The 21,090-nt window shown below is 38.2% G+C and carries 17 protein-coding genes and 1 riboswitch; of the genes, 13 read left to right on the top strand and 4 right to left on the bottom strand.

The window, feature by feature from the left end:
- Window positions 1-18 precede the first annotated feature (18 nt).
- The 3 genes from ACA100_RS02620 to ACA100_RS02610 all read left to right on the top strand — a co-directional run bounded on the left by ACA100_RS02620 (window position 19) and on the right by ACA100_RS02610 (window position 3,483).
- Window positions 19-1,788 (top strand): DAHL domain-containing protein, encoded by a 1,770-nt coding sequence (locus ACA100_RS02620; protein ID WP_481078460.1) that lies wholly within the window; start codon window positions 19-21, stop codon window positions 1,786-1,788.
- Window positions 1,785-2,738, top strand: coding sequence for a response regulator (locus ACA100_RS02615; protein WP_481078459.1), 954 nt, complete (start codon window positions 1,785-1,787; stop codon window positions 2,736-2,738). The genes ACA100_RS02620 and ACA100_RS02615 overlap by 4 nt, the downstream gene beginning before the upstream one ends.
- A 205-nt stretch (window positions 2,739-2,943) precedes the next feature.
- Window positions 2,944-3,483 carry a pilin gene (locus ACA100_RS02610; RefSeq protein ID WP_481078458.1) on the top strand — a complete coding sequence of 180 codons (540 nt, stop codon included), beginning with the start codon at window positions 2,944-2,946 and terminating at the stop codon, window positions 3,481-3,483.
- A gap of 62 nt (window positions 3,484-3,545) precedes the next feature.
- On the opposite strand, the gene ACA100_RS02605 is transcribed toward ACA100_RS02610, so the two are convergent.
- Both ACA100_RS02605 and ACA100_RS02600 read right to left on the bottom strand, forming a co-directional pair.
- On the bottom strand, window positions 3,546-8,489 hold the full coding sequence (locus ACA100_RS02605; protein ID WP_481078457.1) for a DUF5724 domain-containing protein: 4,944 nt from the start codon (window positions 8,487-8,489) through the stop codon (window positions 3,546-3,548).
- Between the two features lie 33 nt (window positions 8,490-8,522).
- Window positions 8,523-8,939, bottom strand: a complete 417-nt coding sequence (locus ACA100_RS02600; RefSeq protein ID WP_481078456.1) for a hypothetical protein — start codon at window positions 8,937-8,939, stop codon at window positions 8,523-8,525.
- Between the two features lie 75 nt (window positions 8,940-9,014).
- Here ACA100_RS02600 and lolA point away from each other — a divergent pair, with 75 nt between their 5' ends.
- The 10 genes from lolA to ACA100_RS02550 all read left to right on the top strand — a co-directional run bounded on the left by lolA (window position 9,015) and on the right by ACA100_RS02550 (window position 18,718).
- Window positions 9,015-9,632 (top strand): outer membrane lipoprotein periplasmic chaperone LolA, encoded by a 618-nt coding sequence (gene lolA / locus ACA100_RS02595; RefSeq protein ID WP_481078455.1) that lies wholly within the window; start codon window positions 9,015-9,017, stop codon window positions 9,630-9,632.
- The gene (locus ACA100_RS02590; RefSeq protein WP_481079095.1) at window positions 9,619-10,932 is read left to right on the top strand and encodes a replication-associated recombination protein A; all 1,314 of its coding nucleotides are present in this window, start codon (window positions 9,619-9,621) and stop codon (window positions 10,930-10,932) included. Before lolA ends, ACA100_RS02590 begins: the two co-directional genes overlap by 14 nt.
- A gap of 249 nt (window positions 10,933-11,181) precedes the next feature.
- Window positions 11,182-12,381, top strand: a complete 1,200-nt coding sequence (locus ACA100_RS02585; protein ID WP_481078454.1) for a hypothetical protein — start codon at window positions 11,182-11,184, stop codon at window positions 12,379-12,381.
- A 162-nt stretch (window positions 12,382-12,543) separates the two neighbouring features.
- On the top strand, window positions 12,544-13,767 hold the full coding sequence (locus tag ACA100_RS02580; RefSeq protein ID WP_481078453.1) for an aminotransferase-like domain-containing protein: 1,224 nt from the start codon (window positions 12,544-12,546) through the stop codon (window positions 13,765-13,767).
- Between the two features lie 151 nt (window positions 13,768-13,918).
- Window positions 13,919-14,467 (top strand): prepilin-type N-terminal cleavage/methylation domain-containing protein, encoded by a 549-nt coding sequence (locus ACA100_RS02575; protein ID WP_481078452.1) that lies wholly within the window; start codon window positions 13,919-13,921, stop codon window positions 14,465-14,467.
- Between the two features lie 47 nt (window positions 14,468-14,514).
- Window positions 14,515-14,622: riboswitch (TPP riboswitch) on the top strand.
- 19 nt (window positions 14,623-14,641) lie between these two features.
- On the top strand, window positions 14,642-15,262 hold the full coding sequence (locus tag ACA100_RS02570) for a thiamine phosphate synthase (RefSeq protein ID WP_481078451.1): 621 nt from the start codon (window positions 14,642-14,644) through the stop codon (window positions 15,260-15,262).
- Window position 15,263: 1 nt separating this feature from the next.
- A complete protein-coding gene (thiS, locus tag ACA100_RS02565; protein ID WP_481078450.1) occupies window positions 15,264-15,470 on the top strand; it encodes a sulfur carrier protein ThiS in 207 nt (68 codons plus the stop codon).
- On the top strand, window positions 15,471-16,238 hold the full coding sequence (locus ACA100_RS02560; protein ID WP_481078449.1) for a thiazole synthase: 768 nt from the start codon (window positions 15,471-15,473) through the stop codon (window positions 16,236-16,238).
- A 6-nt stretch (window positions 16,239-16,244) separates the two neighbouring features.
- A complete protein-coding gene (locus ACA100_RS02555; protein WP_481078448.1) occupies window positions 16,245-17,282 on the top strand; it encodes a ThiF family adenylyltransferase in 1,038 nt (345 codons plus the stop codon).
- A gap of 80 nt (window positions 17,283-17,362) precedes the next feature.
- Window positions 17,363-18,718 (top strand): esterase-like activity of phytase family protein, encoded by a 1,356-nt coding sequence (locus ACA100_RS02550; protein ID WP_481078447.1) that lies wholly within the window; start codon window positions 17,363-17,365, stop codon window positions 18,716-18,718.
- A gap of 83 nt (window positions 18,719-18,801) precedes the next feature.
- Here ACA100_RS02550 and ACA100_RS02545 read toward each other — a convergent pair whose 3' ends face one another.
- Window positions 18,802-19,359 (bottom strand): pilin, encoded by a 558-nt coding sequence (locus ACA100_RS02545; RefSeq protein WP_481078446.1) that lies wholly within the window; start codon window positions 19,357-19,359, stop codon window positions 18,802-18,804.
- 82 nt (window positions 19,360-19,441) lie between these two features.
- Window positions 19,442-21,067, bottom strand: a complete 1,626-nt coding sequence (gene prpR, locus ACA100_RS02540) for a propionate catabolism operon regulatory protein PrpR (RefSeq protein ID WP_481078445.1) — start codon at window positions 21,065-21,067, stop codon at window positions 19,442-19,444.
- Window positions 21,068-21,090: the final 23 nt, after the last annotated feature.

Here is a 21,090-nt window from a genome sequence, read left to right as displayed (position 1 = left end):
GACGAAAGGCGCATTAGTATGAAGGTGTTAGGCAGAATTTTAATGACCGTTGCCTTTCTTGCATCCGCAATTGCAGGCTTACTCTATTTTTATATTAATACTGAACGCGTCGATCTAACGATGAGTAATCGTCTGATAGATAATGTGAATCAGATTGTATTGGAGTCTTCAGAATGGGATACAGAAATACTGCGCGTTAATGGTGGTTTATCAACGCAATATGATCAACTTGTGCACGATGAAGACAATATCCAACGCTTATTGAATCAATTGACGGTTTATCCAATGGTGCGAACAGAAGTTCTACAATTGAATAAAACGATGCAGGAAAAATCTAACTTTGTGGCGCAGTTTAAATCAGAAACTACGGTATTAAAGAAAGCCTTGGCGACTTTACCAAATATCTACCAAAGATTGTTAGAAAGTGATGAAATTCAACAATCAGAGTTTGATGAACAATTTCTTAAGCTCTTTACACGCGTTGCCAATTATAGCTTAGACAGTTCTCCTGAAACTTTAGGCGAAATCAAGCAGCAAATACTAGCGATCGAAAATAATTTATTAGAAACGGATCTCGACTTTAAATATCAAGATTTGTTGTATGACTTTTTAGAACAAGTGGGCACAATCATGGTGGCTCGCCCAGATGTGGATGCGATTTTAAAACAGATTGAAGCATTGCCAATACAACAAAATGCCAACAACATAACCAATGCAGTGCGTGCGGAAGTTGCTGTGCAATTGATCGAGCAGGATAAAAATAAAACCTATCTAACTTATTATGCTGCGGCATTGTTACTGATTTTAACAATTTTAGCGGCACGTTTGTTCACGAACTATTTTAGATTAGAACAGATGGTGGAGGAGCGTACATCTGATCTTCAAGCAGCGTTAGAAAATTTAAAAAACTCTGAAATGATTTTAGTGCAAACAGAGAAAATGTCCGCGCTTGGTCAGTTAGTGGCGGGCGTTGCTCATGAAGTCAATACGCCATTGGCTTATACGAAAAATGCCTTGGAATTAACGCAATCCAATATAGAACAGTTGGAATTTAGACGATTTGTGAACCTTGCAGATCTTTTGGTGGATTTGGTGGACAATCCAAAAGCGGATGATGTTCAGGATCAAAAACGCACTATTTTGAAAGAGATTCACCAAATTAAAGGACATTTGCATGATTTAGATTTCGATGGTTTTCGTTATGCCGATATGGTGGACGAGATTAATTCGTTGATCAGCGATGGTATGACGGGCGTAGATCAGATCAGTAATTTAGTCAACAACTTACGCAATTTTAGCCGTTTGGATCGTGGGCATTTGTCTCGCCATAAATTGAGTGAATCTATACAGAGCACATTGACACTGTTGAAATATGAGTTGAAAAACAAACATACCAACATCGACATTGAAGAAGAGTGTGTGATTGAGTGTATGCCATCACAGATCAATCAAGTGTTATTGAACATTATTGGTAATGCGAATCATGCGACGGAAGATGGTGGAAATATTGCAATTAAATTGCAGAAGCTCGATGAAGATTATGCTGGGATTTTCATTCGTGACAATGGTTCAGGCATTGAACCCGATAAATTGAAAGATATCTTTAATCCTTTCTTTACAACGAAAGAAGTTGGGAAAGGTACGGGTTTGGGGCTATCCATTAGCCATAAGATCATTAAGGAGCACAACGGTGAGATTCAAGTGAAATCCACGGTTGGTAAAGGAACAGAATTTTTAATCAAACTGCCATTTGTTATTGCTAAAAAACACGGGAAGGAGTTGGGATGATTCGTAAAAAGATCAATATTTTGTGTGTGGACGATGAGCAGTTAATTCTGAATGCTCTGACTGCATTGTTAAGATTGCGTTATAACGTCATTACAACGACAGATGCAAGGGAAGCTGTGGAAATTTTGAAAACCACAGAAGTTGCAGTGGTGATCAGTGACCAACGTATGCCAGAAATGCTGGGTACGGATTTCTTAAAAATTGCTAAAGAAGTTTCACCGCATACAACTCGCATTTTATTGACAGGCTTTTCGGATTTAGGGGCGATCATTAGCACAGTGAATGAGAGCGAAGTGTATCGTTTTTTAACTAAACCTTGGAGTAATCAAGAAGTATTAGGTATTGTGCGTGATGCTGTCGAAGTTTCTAAGGCATTGAAAGAAAACTCAGAAACTACGGCAAATGAAGCCACAGAAAAAGAACTGTTTAAAGATGTGGTTTTGAATGCAGAACCAATCCAAAATTGGGAAGATTCCTACATTATCTATAAAAGTACAGTTTCCAGCAGTGAATTTGATATTACATCAGAAGCACCTGAATCTGTGAAAGTACTCATCGCTCGTAATAGTGAAGAGGTTTTACAGTTATTAAGCCAATATCCTGTGAAGCTCATCGTGACATATTCGCCATTCTCTAGTGAAGAAGATATTGAATTATTGAAATATTTGAAACGAGAGCTGCCTGAATTATTGAGTATTGGATTGGTTCATCATGCTGATTATCAAGATATTATCACGTTAATCAATGAAGCTAAGTTATATCGTTATGTTGTGATGCCATCAAAACCTGGACAAGTGGCGCATTTTATCAACTCAGCCATTACAATGTTCCATAAATTTAGCCAATCGCCTAGTTTATTGAAACATCAAAAAGTGATGGAGAAAACGCCTATTAAAGAATCATTATTAGGATTGTTGGGCGGCGTTAAGCGATTTTTTAAGTTTTCGTAAATTTTTAGATGATCTATGAAGGGCACAGTTTCTAGCTGTGCTTTTTTTATTGCATTATTAAAAACGATTAAATAACAGTCATTAAATAATCAGAAAAAATAAACTTTTATTTACATATATTTTCATTTATAATTTTTGCAAATAAAAATTAAGTTATGAATATTTGGAAACATCCGCAAAGAATATATGAAATAGAAGAGATACTATGAAAACTAATAAAGGATTTACTTTAATCGAATTGATGATTGTTGTGGCTATCATAGGCATTTTATCCATGATTGCTTTACCTGCTTATCAAATTTATACGAAGAAGACTTATATTGCTGGTGGCTTATATCAGTTTTCATCCATTAAAACAGCAATTATTGAAAATCACGCTGTTAGCGGTGTTGCTGCAGCTCGAGATTTTTCAGATTTAGGCTATTCAAGCAGTGAATTATATAATAATCAATCCGATCATTTAAGAATGGCTTCACCACTCAAGTACGTCAAAATGGAAAGTATTCAGTACAATATGATTCCTGAGCCTGTGAATCGTTTTACATTGGTTTATGATGAAAAAGTGGGGCTGCAACGAAATGAACTGGTTGTAGAAATGTATCCGATGCAGCTTGCCGCTGATAATACAACTGTCACAAGAAGCAATTATAAAACAGTTTGTGTGAGTTATTTAAAAACGCGTCCTAATAATGCAATTCCTAAGGAATATTTACCAGCAAGGTGCGTACCATCGAAAGATCGTTAAAATATTTCTCAATAAAAAGCCTGAATGACTCATTCAGGTCTTTTTTGTTGAGTGCCAATTGTTTAACAAATTTGTTCCAAAATACTCGGATCTTTGATTTTTTGATCCTCGGATAACAAGATAATTTTAGAAATAATCTCTGCAGTTCTTGGGTCTTCATCCGCAAATGGTAAGAAAATTTTGCCGCGATGCTGGCTTTGGATGGCTAAGATATTAATTGCACCTTTGCCTTGTTTCTGTACACCTGCGCTGCCTAAATGCACTGTATATTCACCGAGTGAACCTTGGATAAAGGCAAAATTACCTTCTACTTTGACATGATCTAATTTCAATAATGGCAAGAGTTCAAGAACAATCGCAGCACGCATTTCAATGGTAGAATGGCTTGCTTCAGGATCAACACCGCCAACATGGGCAACGCTCACAACTAAATCAATATCGCGCATCACTTCAGAGAAAATAATGGGTGGTACTTCTGTTAATGCCAATTTCTCACCAGTTTTGCGATCATAAAACTGTACAGCTTCAATTGTGGGCGCTTCGATGTCCGCGGGCGAGAACCAATCTGCCATTGCGTATAAGACTGCGATGATATTTTCACGATAATATACGCGCTGTAAACCATGGGATTCATCCACGCGCCAACCACGAGTTTTTAATAATGCCAATGTTTTTTGTGGCTGAATCTGATGACCATCATAACGATTAGATGCGGATGCTGTTTTCTCATCTTCATTGACGAGATAAAGCTCACGGAAGATCTGTTTGAATGGCTGAATCAACTGATGTTCAAAGGCATAATGCTGATAATTCAGCCACTCTTTTGCATGATAGAGATGATAAGGATGCGCAATAGCGAGCTCAGTTGTTGGATTTAAAGCCAATGCATCATTGAAGCGTACGATTTTATCTTGATCCGTCACAAAAAGAAGCTGAGATAATAAAGGTGCAATCACAGGATGAGATTGTAGCAATGTGAGCTCTTTTGCTGAGAAAGTATCGGCGCGTGTCATGGTTAATTCTAGCGATGCTTTTGCACGACGATATTGCTCTTTTAAATCTGTAACGAGAACTTTGTATTCCACAATCATCGCATTTTTACGAAGTTTTGCAGGGATGGTGGATAATTTTTTACCGTCTTTTTGGCAAATTAATGAGGCGATGCCTTCTTCGTTGATGTGAATGAATAGCTCGATATTTTCTAAAGCCTTTGGTGAGAAATATTCGGTTAATCCTTGGATTTTCAAAGTTTCCATCTGCCAACCGAATCGCAACGTATCTTGGTAACCTGCATTGCGTGCCAAGTTTTCTAAGGCAATCTCTACAGCTTTGGCTTCACTTGCGCGGCGCTGAGCACCAAATTTTTTACTGGCTTTTAAAAATGCCTGTAAGAAATCATAGCGCTTCAATGCTGCTTCTTGAGATTTCTTGCCCAATGGAATCAGTGAGTAAGCTAAAAGTTTATCTTTATTGCGCTTATCATTGAGTTCTTTTTCCAATGCTTTTGTGGCTTTGATTTTGCCTAAAGTTGCATCAGCAAATAGTTGTGCGCGATGATGATTTGCACCACTTGTGATGTATTTTGCGCAATCATATAACAACTCAAATCGCTCTTTACCTAAAGTTTTATAAGCATCATTGAACCAGTTGACATCGAAAGCGCCATCATTGAAGGATTCTTTGGCAATTGGAGAATAGCGCGTGATGACTGCCATTTTTTCATCAGAAATAGATTCATTGACATGAGCATGGAAGTACCAAGCAGCACTTTCTAAGCCGTTCCAATTTAAAAGTTTAGACACAATTGGTAACCAAGCAGGTGAATATAGTGCAGCTTCCAATAAACGGCGATCATCAATGCGACCATTCACAACCGCATTCAATGCCTTAGCATCATCGGTTTCACGTGGAACAGAAACGCGTAATAAGCTTGATAGTACATCTTTTTTACCAGAATTATATGAGCTGATCCAACCGCGCGTTAATGTATCTTTGCCCAAGCCCAAAAGGATGTTTACAAAGTTATCAATCCCTGAATGTTCCTTAATCTCTGTCGCTAAGTAAGAAACGGTTGTGGGTAGATCGCCACGTTTGACTTCAATGTCAATCACATGTTGTGCAAGCTTTTGTGCAAACGTCACTAAAAAAGGATACTGTTTAGCAATGTCTGCGGTATTGTAATAGCGGTGTTTTTGGACAGAGGTAAAACAGCTAAAATCACGACTAGAAGCTATACAGAACGTACGATAAATAGCGCTCTCTTTGAAGAAGCCAAGTGCATAAGCACGCGCCACATCTTCAATCGGCAGATTTGTGTAGAAAAGATCGTTGAGTGAAGCTAAATGCACATCAAGGGCAAGATATTCTAGAAAATCTGTGTCAGCAATCGCCTGTAAACGAAGTTGATTCAGAAGATGATGGAAATCATCCACTTCGATTAATGTTGTGAAATTAACAGTATCACTTTGCCAGTTTTTGCTTGGCGTTATATAAACTTCTCGTTGCCAATTTTCTGTGGGAATGTTCTGCATCAAAATGGCAAATTGATCATGCAACAGGGTAAAGCGTTCATGTGCAGGATGCTCATCCCATAACTGCTCAATGATTCTGCATGCTAATGCATGATGATCATGGGCTCGTATATTGTCGTAGACTGCTTGTGTAATCTCTGCCAAGCGGAAATATTTCGCCACATCATCCAAAACCCAGTTTTCATAAAGTTGATAACGATAGGATGAAAATTCTCGAGTAATGTAATGATTGATATGACTGAGGAGATAATGCTCGACAATTGTGACATTGTTATCCGATAACCACGAGCGCCAAACATCAGGTAAGACAAAGTTATCGATGTTATGAGTTGTGGGATCATTGCTGTTGTAATTAGGATCAGTGAAAATCGGTGCATCTGCACGATAACGCAGATAATTTTCATTGCCTAAAACAACATCAAATGGATCACTATAGCTAGTTTTGGCAACATATTGATGATCCTTATTTTGCTCAATCAGTGCATGCATGGATTGAAACAGTTCGCTCAATCGCTCAGGCGAGATATGTAACATATCATGAATAGCATTAGGGTTTTGAACCGTTAAATCAGGTTTTGCTTCAGGTAATTCATTGACATCATAAATGCCAAAACCATTATCTTTGCTGTAATTCTCAGTTTTATCTGCCTGCAAAGTTTGAATCAGCACTTGCTCTTTTTCAGTGGATTTTGGCAGTAATGTTAAAAGCTCTGTGATCTCTGTTTCTGTCACAGCATCATCTTTTTTCATGGTCAATAAAATATCTAAACCTGCTAAACGACGATTTTCCACTTTGTCGGATAATAATCTCTTCAATAAATCTGTGCGCTGTATGACATCTGTTTTTAAGATGATTTCAATGATGGATTTTCGGATTTCAGGGGTTTTGAGAGATAATAAATCCAGCAATACAGCATATTCATCATGGGATAAAGTCATCTCTTTAATGTGCTCTAAAGCATTGATGCGCACTTGCATGCTTCGATCTTTCAGTGATGCAAATAGGAAATTGCGTTGAATAGGATCATTGAAATCATTCAGCAAAAATTTCACCAAAGCACCACGTTCATCACCAGCGCCTAATGAAGCATGTGTCATTAATAGGTTGATGCGCTCTGGATCACAATCGTAAGCCGTAATGACCAACATTTTTCTATAGAGATCATCGGGTTTAACTGAGTAATTGCACCATTCAAAAGGCGATTGTTGTAGCTGATAACCTGCTTTTGGCATATTCACTAAAGATTCTGTTAATGCAGAAAAATCTCTTTGTCTGACAGAAGCATCTTGGAAATAGGGAAATTGACGAATGCCCGTGAAGAAATTATCTCGATTGTAATAGCCCCAATAACCAAATTGATAAATGTCGTGAATCATTGGTAAAAGCTTAGGTTCAGCATCGGCCAGCATATTGGATGCTGTCGAAAGTTTCAGTGCTGCATCATCCAATTGATTTAAGAAATAAAGCGCCACTTGCTTCTGGTAGAGTTTGCCAGATTCACACATTTGTTGGATCAATGGTAGAACATTGGTCATTTCATGGGTTGCTGTTGACCATAATGCAACATAAAGCTCTAAAACATCTGCACTTGCTAAACCGTCCTTGCGTGCCTGCTCATCATTCAAATAAACATTGGCTAAGTTTGCGAGTTTTTCCACAATGCGTTTATGATCAGCAGCAATTTCTAAGCCCATCCAAACGGCAACCGCGCGTGTTGCTGAGGAAAAGCGTAGTAAATTATGCTCTAACACTGTATTTAACATGCATTTGAAAACATCGAGCTGACCATTATCCGAAGCTTCCAAAATGGATTGGCGTAAACCTTCCTGTAGTTTTGCAGCCAATAATAGATCAATCAATAATTGCTGTAATTCTCCATTGTAACAGCGCGTAATTGCTATGATTGCAGGTGATTTGAGCACTTGAGTATTGTTATCGCTTAAGCATAAATTACGAATAAAATCGATGATCTCTAAATTGCCCATATCAATTTGGTAAGCGATCAAGCTCGGATAAAGATAGTGATCCAAATAAACTTCTGGACGTTGATGATGATCTGAGCTGAAATCTTTTTTCATGTGCTCAAGTAGATCGAAATTTTCCCAATCAAATGCGATGGATTCTAATATTGTGATGTAGTTATTGAGATGGGATTCAATGCTAAAAGTCCTAAATGATCGACGATAATAACTGCGTGAAGGCGTATAACTGATGGCACGCGCCACCAATATTTCAAACATCATTGTGATGTCAGCACCGTGAATGGCTTCAAATAATGGCTTGGCAGTATCTTGGAACATTTCTAGTAAGGATGAGTAGTTTTGTTCGCGCAACCATTCGGCAAGCTCAGTGTGATTCTCATAGTTGCTATTAAAAGATTGTTCATTGTTGTATTTTTGGATTAAATAATCTGCAATCTTTTGACTCTTGCCTGTTGTGGCTGCTAACTGCTCGTAGATGTTCTCTATTGTCATACATTTACTCTTTAAATAGTTTTGAAAATGAATTTAGAATCGTCTGCCTGCTAGAAATGTTAACCGAATGAATGTCACGGTTGCGTCATTGGGCAATGAAAAAGGTTGGTCAAGCGCTGCCTCATCATCATTGATGAATATACGATATAAGCCATCTTCCAAAGCGAGAAGGGCATTATCAATGGCAGATTGTAGATCTTGTTGCTGATCATTTTTACGATCATTGAAACCAATTTTGCCAATATATTCACCATCTAAATAGGCTTCTGTTGTGAGATAAGGCATCAAAGGCGCATCGACTGTTTTTTGATTATAAGCGGTCACTTCATTGGTCACGATTATGGCAATAAAGTCTTGTAAGGATGTTGGCGTTTCAGGCAAATGATAAGCATGTTTCTCTAAAATTGCTTTGCGTTTACCTGCGGCTTTAATTTGTAGATTGATCTTCATGATGGCGATATTAATTTACATGTGCATAAAGGCTTCGAGCGAAGGTATAATAATACGTAAATTCAAGGAGGCTGTATGTTAAAAAAAGTGAGTTTATTGAGTGCATTGGCAACGGTAATGTTTGTACCAGCATTGGCAAATGAAACATTTTTGGTGAATTATTTTAATGATCTATCCACGATTGAAGCGGATTTTGAGCAAACGGTCGTCCAACAAAAAAATAAAGAAACATCTTCTGGTGAATTAAAGATTCGTAAGAAAACGGCTAAAAATTCGGCGGCTGGTTTCTACTTTGATTACACAATGCCATTTGAACAGAAGATCATCAGCGATGGCAAAAAATTGTGGCATTACGATGTGGATCTAGAGCAAGTTGTCATTAAAAAACTTGCCAACTTTGAACAAGATTCACCGATGTTTATGATTTTTAATGATCGCTCTTTGAATCAGCAGTTTGATATTAAAACGATAAAAAATGAATCTAAATATCGTTTAACGCCGAAGAAAAAAGGCGATGTCAATTATATTGAGATTGAATTCAGTCGCGGCAATATTTCAAAAGTATCCGCGAAACAAGTGAATGGTTCACTGGATCTGAAATTGTCCAATGTAGAGATTAATCCGAGCATTAGTAATACTATTTTTAATTTGAAAGTTCCGAAAGGTGTTGATGTCATTGATGAAACAAAATAGTTTATTTGGTGGTAATGATCAAGATTTTGCACCATTAGCAGATCGCATTCGCCCGAGTAAAATCAGCGATGTGGTTGGGCAATCTCATTTATTGGGTGACAATAAGCCGTTAACCATGGCATTTTCAGCACAAAAGCCACATTCTATGATTTTTTGGGGACCGCCAGGCGTTGGTAAAACAACATTGGCGCGTTTATTGGCGGAAGTTTATGATTGTGCTTATATTGCGTTATCTGCCGTCTTTTCGGGCGTGAAAGAGATTCGTGAAGCCATTGAAGAAGCGAAAAACTATCAGTTACAAGGTCGACAAACGATCTTGTTCATTGATGAAATTCATCGTTTCAACAAAAGCCAGCAAGATGCAATGTTGCCGTACATTGAATCAGGTTTAGTGGTTTTTGTGGGCGCAACGACAGAAAACCCATCCTTTGAGATCAATCGCGCATTGCTATCCCGTGCGACGGTTTATCAATTAAAGCCCATTGATTCTGCGGATTTAGCTGAATTAGTGCAAAAAGTGATGGCTGAGCATTACGCACATATTGCAATTGAAAATGGTGCCGTGAATCATTTGGTGGAATATGCTGATGGTGATGCGCGCCGTTTATTGAATCGCTTAGAGCAAGTACTGAATATCGCAGTTGCACAGGATATTACAAATGTTACGACAGAATTTTTAACAGAAGTCTTAACAGAACAACCGAAAGCGATGGATAAAGGCGGCGATCAATTCTATGATTTGATCTCTGCATTGCATAAATCTGTGCGCGGATCTGATCCTGATGCAGCTTTATATTGGTTTTTTAGAATGCTTGAAGGCGGTGTTGATCCTCGTTATTTGGCGCGTAGAATCGTGCGAATTGCGTGGGAAGATATTGGCATTGCTGATCCTCGTGCGATGCAGATCGCCAATGATGCAGCCACAACTTATGAGCGCTTAGGTTCGCCAGAAGGCGAATTGGCGCTTGGCACAGCATTGGTTTATTTGGCATGTGCAGCAAAATCAAATGCTGCTTACAATGCGTTTAATATGGCGCGATCCTATGTGAAGCAAAATCGCTCTTATGAAGTGCCACTACATTTGCGTAATGCACCGACAAAATTGATGGCAGATATGGATTATGGCAAGGAATATCGCTATGCCCATAATGAGCCTTATGCTTATGCGGCAGGAGAGAAATATTTCCCTGATGAAGTGCAAGAACAAACTTGGTATGAACCAACGGATCGTGGCTTAGAGCGTAAAATCCAAGAGAAATTGGCATTTTTGGCGGAGTTGGATAGAAATTCAAAGGAGTGAATTAGCCATACATTGTGATATGTCATAATTTTAGCTATACTCTCGGGTAAGGTTGCCTACCGTACTTACGCATGAGTAGAAAAGGGTTTGAGATTTAGAAGCTTTATTTCTTCAGCAAATTTACAATTTAATTTTCTTTAAAGTATCAACTCGTTTGGTTCTTAGTATTTAAACATGCGTTGCTAATAGTCTTAATGACACCATGAATCTTTTTGATTAAGGATTTTAGAGTTGAAAGTATAGGAAATTATGTCTATTAAAGAATTTGCATTTCAATTATCTAAAAAAATTCAAGAACAATACTCTGTAAAAATTGCTCGTTCGCATATTTACGAACTCATCGCTGTAAGCCAAGGCTATAAAACTTATAATGCTTTTGTTGCACAAAACCTACTATTGCAAGCTAACTATAATAACTTGGAAAAAATTGATCAGCATAAATATATTGATGCTTTGACTTTAGAAATTCTGAGAAATCCTCCTATTGAAGATTATTTAGAAGAGAATGACAATGATCTTTATTGGGATCTTTATGAGGGTCAAATATGCCTAGAGAAAATTAACAAAATTATTATGAGCTTGCATAAACTTTTAAAGGTAGATTATTCAGAAAATATATATTTATCAATTGCTAAAATGATCTATCAAGAAATCTTATGGCTAAATATTAATGTTATTAATTTTAGAGCTGCTAGGGGAAAAGTGAGTAATATTAATTTTGAAGATGGCAAATTAATTAACAGGATAGAAGAGTGGGATGATCTCGAGTACGAATGGGAAGGCATAGAAGATGATTTTGAGCAGTTAGACTTTTTACAGATAGAACAGTATTTAGAACAAATATTATATTATGCCAAAGAACGTAAAAATCCTGATGCTTATGCATTATTAGGAGGATACTACCGTTATTTAGCTAATCAAATAGCGCCTTATGGGCGTGAAGGTTCAACCTTTGGTAGCTATTGGGATAATGATAAGCAGAAACGTATTTATCCTAATGAAGCTAAACAGAATAAAGATAGATATGAGAGATATATAAAACAAGCTGAAGAATTTGAGTTTTATATTAAAAGTTGTCCTTTAAATCTTCAGGAAATTGATTTTGATGCAGATATTTCTTTGGTTTATGAACAGGTTACATTCTTATGTAAGCAAGGTGATATGTGTGCTATTGAAAGTTTACTTTATGAACAGATGTTTAGAGATCATAGAGAAGCATGGTCATATATTTATTTAGCACAAATGTGTGGCGTAGATTTCACTCAAGATAATTTGAGAGCTATTAATATGTACACGGGAGAAGATTATGATGATTACGGTCCTGTAACAGTTACAGGTCGTAAAGCAATTCAACATATAATTAATTTACCTGAATTAGATGTTGAACAATCAAATTTAGCTAGAGCAAAGGCTTTGGAGCTATTTGAGCAACTTGCAGATAAACCATAATAAATACGCATTATCAAATATATATTTACTTTGTTAGAGTCATAAAACTTTATGGCTCTTATTATTAAAAAATAATTTGTCTGATGTATCTATTGCAGAGCCTGTTTAAATTGACTATAACAGTATGATTAGTACACAAAACAGAATCAATAGGGAAAGGAAATGGAAGATATAAATGCACTTTTCGCCAGCCGTGTAGTTGGTGCGCAGAGTTCGATTGTTCGTGAGTTATTGGCATTCAGTAAAATGCCTCACATTATCTCTTTGGCGGGCGGTATTCCTGCTGCGGATATGTTTGATCTTGAAGGTATTGAAGCTGCAACACTTGAAGCGATGAAATTGGGTGTTTCCGCATATCAATATAGTGTGACGGATGGCGAGCCTGAACTGCGTGAAAGAATCACACATTTGATTGCAGAGCGCGGCATCGAAGCAGATAAAGATCAAGTGATGGTGACAAGTGGTTCGCAACAAGGCTTGGATTTAGTTGCTCGTACTTTTATTGATGCAGGTGATGTTGTATTGGTGGAGCAACCAACATACTTGGCAGCGATCCAAGTATTTCGTATGGCGGGCGCGGAAATTACATCTGTCAAAGGTTCTGTAGAAGGCTTAGATCTTGATGATTTAGAAGTGAAATTACAAGCTTTGAGAGCACAGAATAAACGAGTGAAAGCGTTGTATATCGTGCCGACATTTGCAAATCCAACAGGCTCAACAATGAGTAAAGAGAATCGCTTACGCTTATTATCTTTGGCGATTGAGTATAACTTTGTGATTTTAGAAGATGATCCTTATGGCGAAATTCGTTTTGAAGGTGATCGAGTGCCATCTATTTATGGCTTGGCAAAACGTGAGCAAAAAGGAGAAGATCATGTGGTTTATCTCTCTTCTTTCTCGAAAATTCTTGTACCAGGTTTACGTTTGGGATTCATCGTGGCGAACAAAGTGATTCGTGAAAAGATCATTTTAGTGAAGCAATCTGTAGATTTGCATACGCCAGTATTGCCACAATTGATTGTTGAGAGATATTTAGCAAGTGGTCGTTTGAAGGATCGTATTCCTGCAATCTCTTATACTTATGGTGAGCGTTGCCAATCATTAATGAATGCATTGGATGAATATGTGGGCGAGGACTTGGAATATCAAAAACCTGTGGGCGGCATGTTCTTATGGGCTCGTTTGAAAAATGGCATCAGTGCGACAAAATTATTGAACTTTGCTAAAGATGCTGGCGTAGTATTTGTACCTGGTGCTGCATTCTATGCAGAGGGTGCGGATGATGCTACATTGCGTTTATCATTTGCGACAGTGAACCCAGCAGGCACGGTAGAAGCAGCGAAGCGATTAGCAGTTGCAATTCAAGCATATAAAGATAGTCATTAAAAAAATTAATTTTTGTAAAGGCCTGCTAAAAAGCAGGCTTTTTTGATTTTAGTTAGGAAATTACCACTCTTTGAACAAATTTCATGTGAAAAATAATAAATTCATATCCTTTGTACTACCATAAAAAATATTTATAGCTTGGAAGCGTTACATGATGGATTTGGGGGAGAATTTGAAGAGGAATAAAGGGTTTACGTTGATAGAATTAATGATTGTGGTGGCGATCATTGGCATCTTATCAATGCTTGCGTTGCCAGCTTATCAGGATTACACGAAACGTACTTATGTTGCAGAAGGATTAGCGCTTGCAGGGATTGCTAAATTAGCGATTATTGAGACTTTTGCTGCAACGGGCACATGGCCAATATCGAATACAGATGCAGGCTTACCACCATTACACCAAATCACAGGACAATCTGTTTCAGCCATTGGCGTTGCAAATAATGCGGATATTCCAGGGTTAAGTGCTTTTTCAGGCTCTGCGTTATCTGCGATCCTAATCTATTACAATCATAAAGTGATCGGGCAGCCTACAACGCCGCCTGTGAATACAACAGAGTTATCCAATACTGTTGTAATCGTGCCACAATTAACAGGTGATGTTAGCCAATATGGCTCGTATGAATGGAAATGTGTGCGCTACGATAAACAGAATATAGATATGCAATGGCTGCCAACGGCTTGTCGCAATGATATTTAAGATATTGGGAATAAACTTGCAGTAACACGTCGCCTTGATTATACTTTTCCCTTCACTAGAGGTGCTGTTGTGAACAGCTGAGATTGAAGTAAACTTCGGGACTCTTATGACCTGATCTAGTTAATACTAGCGGAGGCAAGTGTTCGTTGTCGCTGATCTCCGCAATGGAGAATTATGTTTCAAATACATGCAGTGACGAATGATCAATCATCGGAATCTATCGAATCTCTCAGTGAGCACATTATTGCTTTGTCGCCATTTGTGGATGCGATTCAGATCCGTGAAAAATCTCGATCACCCAAATCCATTGCTGAACTCATCGAGCGTGTTTCAAAACATGTGGACACTGCCAAGCTAATCATCAATGATCGAGCCGATATTGCTATTGCAACAGGTTTATCGCGTGTTCATTTAACGGAAGTGAGTTTGTCTTATCTACAGTTGCACAAAGCATTTCCAAATTTAACATTTGGGCGATCTTTTCATGAGCTGGAAGATGTTGTCACACATCTCAACGATTATGATTATGGTTATATTGGCCATATTTTTCCAACGGCTTTGAAAACATATCCGCCTTTTGGTTTAGCACAATTGCAGTCATTAGCAAACGAGCGAAAACATGGACGATTGATCGCCATTGGTGGCATTGATGAAACAAATATTACAGAAGTTGCACCGTCAGTTGATGGTGTGGCAGTGATGTCAGGTTTTTTTGCGAAATCCATTGAAGAGAGCATTACACATGCTTGCAATCTTCGTTCTTTGGCGTTGTCTGCCATTGCTGAAAGGAAATGATATGGAAATTACCGTCAATGGTGAAGTGATGACAATCTCTGAAAACGTGAAAACAGTTTCAGATCTTATTCAAATTTTGGATATTGCTCATCGTAAATATTTTATTGTGGAAAAGAACCGAGAAGTGGTGATGAAAGAGGATTATGAGAAAGAATCCGTGAATCACCATGATTATTTTGAGATCGTACATTTTGTGGGAGGTGGTTAAATGACATTGAAAATTGGGGAATTTGAATTCAATTCACGCTTATTTTTGGGCACAGGAAAATATCGTTCGTTTGAAGAACAAAAGGGCGCTGTGGAGGCGAGTGATTCGCAAGTTTTAACATTTGCTGTACGTCGTATGAATATCTTTGATGATCAACAACCTGATTTGTTGGAGCAGTTGGATTTATCTAAATATAAATTATTGCCCAATACAGCAGGTGCAAGCACAGCAGAAGAAGCAGTGCGCACAGCAAAATTAGCAAAAGCTTCAGGTTTATGCGACATGATCAAAGTTGAGATCATTGGTTGCCCAAAAACATTATTGCCTGATCCTGTGGAAACTTTAAAAGCGACAGAAATGTTGTTAGAAGAAGGCATGACAGTATTGGTTTATACATCGGATGATGTTGTGCTTGCGCGTAAACTACAAGCATTGGGTTGTCATGCAATTATGCCAGGCGCATCCCCAATTGGTTCTGGTTTGGGCATTGTGAATCCTTACAATTTACATTACATCATTGAGGATGCAACAGTTCCTGTGATTGTGGATGCAGGTTTGGGTACGCCAAGTGATGTTGCAATTGCAATGGAAATGGGTGCGGATGGTGTTTTGTTAAACAGCGCCGTTGCTTATGCAGAAGATCCTATCAAAATGAGCCGAGCAATGAGTTTGGCGTGTGAAGCTGGGCGTTTAGCATTTGAAGCTAAACGTATGCCAAAGAAATTAACGGCAACAGCAAGTAGCCCATTAACAGGATTGATTGGATAGTTGATCATGGAAAATATCTCGGTCGATCCTCGTTATCATCGCTTGGCGCGTTTTCACAGGATTCAAAATAGCGGTGTGAAGCAACTGAACGATGCAACTGTTGTGATTTTGGGTTGTGGCGCTTTAGGTAGTCAACATGCTGAAACGTTAGCGCGCTCCGGCATTGGGCGCTTGATATTGATCGATCGAGATTTTGTGGAGCTGACAAATCTACAAAGACAAACGCTGTTTACAGAAAAAGATGCACAGTTGGCTCTGCCAAAAGTGATTGCACTGAAAAATCATATTGCGGATATTAACTCAAATATTGAGGTGATTCCTCATATCGCGGACGTTTCTGGCGATAATATTGTGCGTTTAATTCAAGATGCAGATCTTCTGTTGGATGGTACAGATAATCTTGCGCTACGCATGTTGATCAATGATGCTTGTTATCAACTCAATATGCCGTGGATTTTTGGTTCTGCTTTAGAGAGTTATGGCATGAGCCATAATTTTAACTTTCCGCGTCAATCAGATCTCCCTTGTTTACGTTGTATTTTAGGTGCATTGCCATTAGAAAGTGGCGATACTTGTAGTTCTGTTGGTGTGATTCAGCCCATCTTGCAGCTGATTTCTAGCATACAAACCACAGAAGCCATGAAGTTTTTCATCAGCCCAGAGCATGCAAGAAAAACATTATTCACAATGGATTTATGGGAATCTCGCACGCAATCCATGAATTTAGCGAAGCTTAAGAACCGAGATTGTCCAACATGTGGTGAGCATCCCACTTATCCATCTTTGCTAGAAAATCGTAGAGAAGCACAGCGTTTATGCGGTGATGGTTCTGTGATGATCCGTGAAGTTGTCCCATTAGATTTGGAACATTTACAGCAAAAACTCGTTAAGGATAATATTAAGCATCAGTTCAATGATTATTTCTTGAACATTCATCTAGAAAATCATCGAGTGATTTTGTTCAAAGATGGCCGTGGAATTGTGTATAACACTGGTGATGTGGATGAGGCATTGAAGGTTTATCAAATGCTTTTAGAAAAATAATTTTAGATTCAATTCTCCTGTAATAAAGTTGTCATAAAGCATTTATATAATCGCGCTATCTACTATGAGGAGCGTAAAAAATGCGTTTAAAGCAAACTTTAGTTTCATTGGCATTATTTTCAAGTCTAAGTTTTGCATGGTCAAATGACATAGTCATTGATCGTTATGAAGTGGCTTTTCCTGAACATAAAGCAGTTGAATATCAAGGTAAATTTGCATCTGCCTTCCCTGAAGGATTGCCTATTGGTATTGGCTCTGGCTTATATTTTGTGGGTGAAGATAATGGTAAGTTGAAATTTGTAACGGTGACAGATCGCGGGCCGAATGCAGATTCTCCTCAAGTGAATGGCACCAATACAAAGATCTTCATTGTGCCAAATTATACGCCATTGATGATGGATGTTACAGTGAGTGAAAAAGGTGCGATTGCAACGAATCCTCGTCCATTACAAGATGCAAATGGCAACATCTCTGGTTTACCATTGCCAAAAGGTTTTGTCGGTTCAACTCACGAAATTCCATTGACAGAAACTTTAGATATATTGGAAAGCCCGACGAATGGCTTGGATCTTGAAGGCATTGTTGCAGATGGTGAAGGCGGTTTCTGGTTGAGCGATGAATATGGTCCTTTTATGATTCGCATTGATCAGCAGGGGAAAATTTTAGAACAATTAGGTCCAACACCGAATGCAGCAGAAAAAGGCATTGCGACGGGCTTACCAAATATCATTAAATGGCGCCAACCCAATCGTGGCTTTGAGGGCATTGCAAGGTTAACCGATGGCACGATTCTTGCACCAGTTCAAAGTACACTAGATATTGATAATAAAACGGCGGGCAAAGCTGTATTGACACGTTTAGTAAGCTATCATCCTGAAACAAAAGCAACAAAAATGATGGCTTATCCGATCGATGTCGATGCTTATAAATCATCTAAAGATGCCAAAATCGGTGACATTGTTGCATTGGATCAAGATCGTATTTTACTCATTGAGCAAGGTAAAGATAAACATGGTGAAATGCGTAATTTGGTTTACATCGTGAATATGAAGAACGCTTCAGATTTAACTAAATTTGATGAAACACAACCGCCTGAATTCAATACTATGGATGAGTTGAATCAACGTGGCATTCAATTGGCGGATAAAGAGTTGTTAATTGATTTGCGTGAATATGGTTGGAGGCAAGAGAAAGCAGAAGGTTTAGCGCTTGTAGATGATCGCACAATTGCCATCATCAATGATAATGACTTTGGCGTGCAAACAACCTTAGTTAATCCTGTTGGTAAAAGTAAAATGAAAGATTATGCGCTGAATGACAATAAGCAGCTCATGTTAGATGGTAAAGCAGTGGATACAACTATTGCCATTGAGCCTTTAGCTGAGCCTGATAATATCAGTGATTTTTGGGTGATTAAGTTCCCTGAGAAAATTTAAAGGATTGAGAAAATAAAAGCAGCTAAATGATTTTTAGCTGCTTATAGGCATGTTGTTACGTTTACTCATGTAGGAACGAATTGTTAACCAATAGGTGTGGATGCATAATATCGACAGTTGGCAGGTAAATATCTGTCTTTTATGATACCTTTTTTGTTCGATCCCCCTGTGGTGACATCAATGCTATATTGCTTTTTTAGTATATCTTTAACTCGAATTGCAGCATTACCACAGATCCATTGTATAGATCCTGCATCTTTCGCAACAAAAGGAACTATGGGGATCTCTACAGGATGTATAGAAGATTCATCATAATCTTGTAATTGAGGTTTAAAGTGAATATATATAACGCCTTTTTGTAAAGAGATTCCTTTTGTCATTTGCCCTTGTACGCCAATAATTGGTTTACCTGATTCTATTTCCGTGTATGGTAAATTTAAGTCTGCCGTGCCATATGGTAAATAACCATTTAATACATAATGTTCAACTATAGCTTCTTTCATTGGCATGGTTAATGAAATTGCTTCTGTTACATATGCTCTCTTTGTGTAGTCTTGATATGCTGGCATAGCTATCATGGTTAAAATACTAATGATTGCGACTACAATCATTAATTCAATTAATGTAAAGCCTTTAGTCATTATCGCACTGCCTGTGGTTAATTTTAAATATATGTTAATATTTTATTAGTTTATTTTAGTTTTTGCTTATTTTTTTATTGTATCAATGATCTAATTGTGCGGCTTTAAGTCGTCGCCATAATGTCGTGCGACTGATGCCCAAATAGTTAGCGATGGCCTGTTTATCGCCTTTAAATTGTTTCAATAACTCGCGTAGATGATCCTCTTCAGAGCTATTTTTGGTCTCTAGAGAGTGATCATCTTCTTCATCGCTATAGATGTATCGTTCATCTGATAGATCTAGAATCAAATCGCTGGATGGCAATTGTCTCGGATTGGCTTTGAGATAAATAGCAACACGCTCCATAATATTGCGTAATTCACGGATATTACCTGGCCAATTATAGTTCAATAAGGCGCGATCACAAGTTTGTAACGCCACTAAATAATCTTGGCGAATTGGCATGTTGAGTGCAGTTAAGGCTTGTTTCAATAAACTTTCTGCCAATAGAATAATGTCACGGCCACGTTTACGAAGTGGAGGATTAAAGATGCGCAATACGCCTAAACGATAGAATAAATCGAGTCTGAATTTTCCTTCTTTGACCCATTCATCTAAATGAGCATGTGTTGCCGCAATGATTTTAACATCCACAGGAATGGGATTATAACCACCTACGCGTACAATGCTTTTCTCCTCCAAAACACGGAGCAAGCGGTTTTGCAAAGATAGCGGCATTTCTCCGATTTCATCCAAAAAAAGTGTACCATTATTGGCGATTTCAAAAACACCCGCTTTACCTCCGCGGCGCGAACCTGTGAAGGCACCATCTTCATAGCCAAATAATTCAGATTCTAATAATGATTCGGGAATTGCACTACAGTTAATGGCAACAAAAGGGCGCTGTTTTTTCCCCGTTTTATGTTGAAAGTGTGCGGTATATTCATGATGGATCGCATGGGCAATCAACTCTTTTCCTGTACCACTTTCTCCTTGAATTAATGTGGGTGCAGGCGTTTTAGCATAGAGCATAATCGCAGCACGAACTCGTTCTATACTAGGAGAAAATCCTTTAATATCACTGAGATGGTATCTAGCATGTAGAGAGAAATTATTTTCTTTAGTGTGGCGATCTCTGAGTGCCATGGATTGTTTGGCAATTTTAATGGCATTTTTAAATGCATCACGGATGCTGTCTGTGGAATATAAAAATACCGATGGCATATTGGCTAGACGGCAGAGCTCCGTAATCATTCCTGCACCCACAATCACTCCGATGCCCGCTTGCTTCATCTCGTTGATAACGATTTTGGCATCATCTTTGGTGTAATAGATACGTTCTGTAATTTTGATGCCAAAAGCATCTCTGAATTTAGAGAGTGCTGGAAATGGTTTTCGGTAGCTAATGATGCCGATATTAGCACTGATCATTTTTGCATTCGCTAATGCTGTCATTAAATCAAAACCGCTTTCTTTCACAGTAATGACGGGGATCGAGAGACGATCTTTTAAATAAGCACCATTGGAACCTGCCGCGACAATTGCATCACATTGAAGTTCTTTTGTAGCTGTTCTAATGTAGCTAACGGCATCTTCAAAGCTCATTTTTACAGGAATGATTTCGGCTATCTCAGAAAATTCGTTGCTAATTTCTTGAAAAGTTTCATAGAGATGCGTAATGGATACAGTCCAAATTGTGGGGCGATTGAAATTTTTATCTGTCTTCATGGTTATTATGTTTCAAATTTAAG

Source organism: Wohlfahrtiimonas sp. XWW7 (assembly GCF_056716055.1).
Note: the sequence above shows the minus strand (reverse complement) of the source record. Positions and strands in the feature narration are given on the sequence as shown.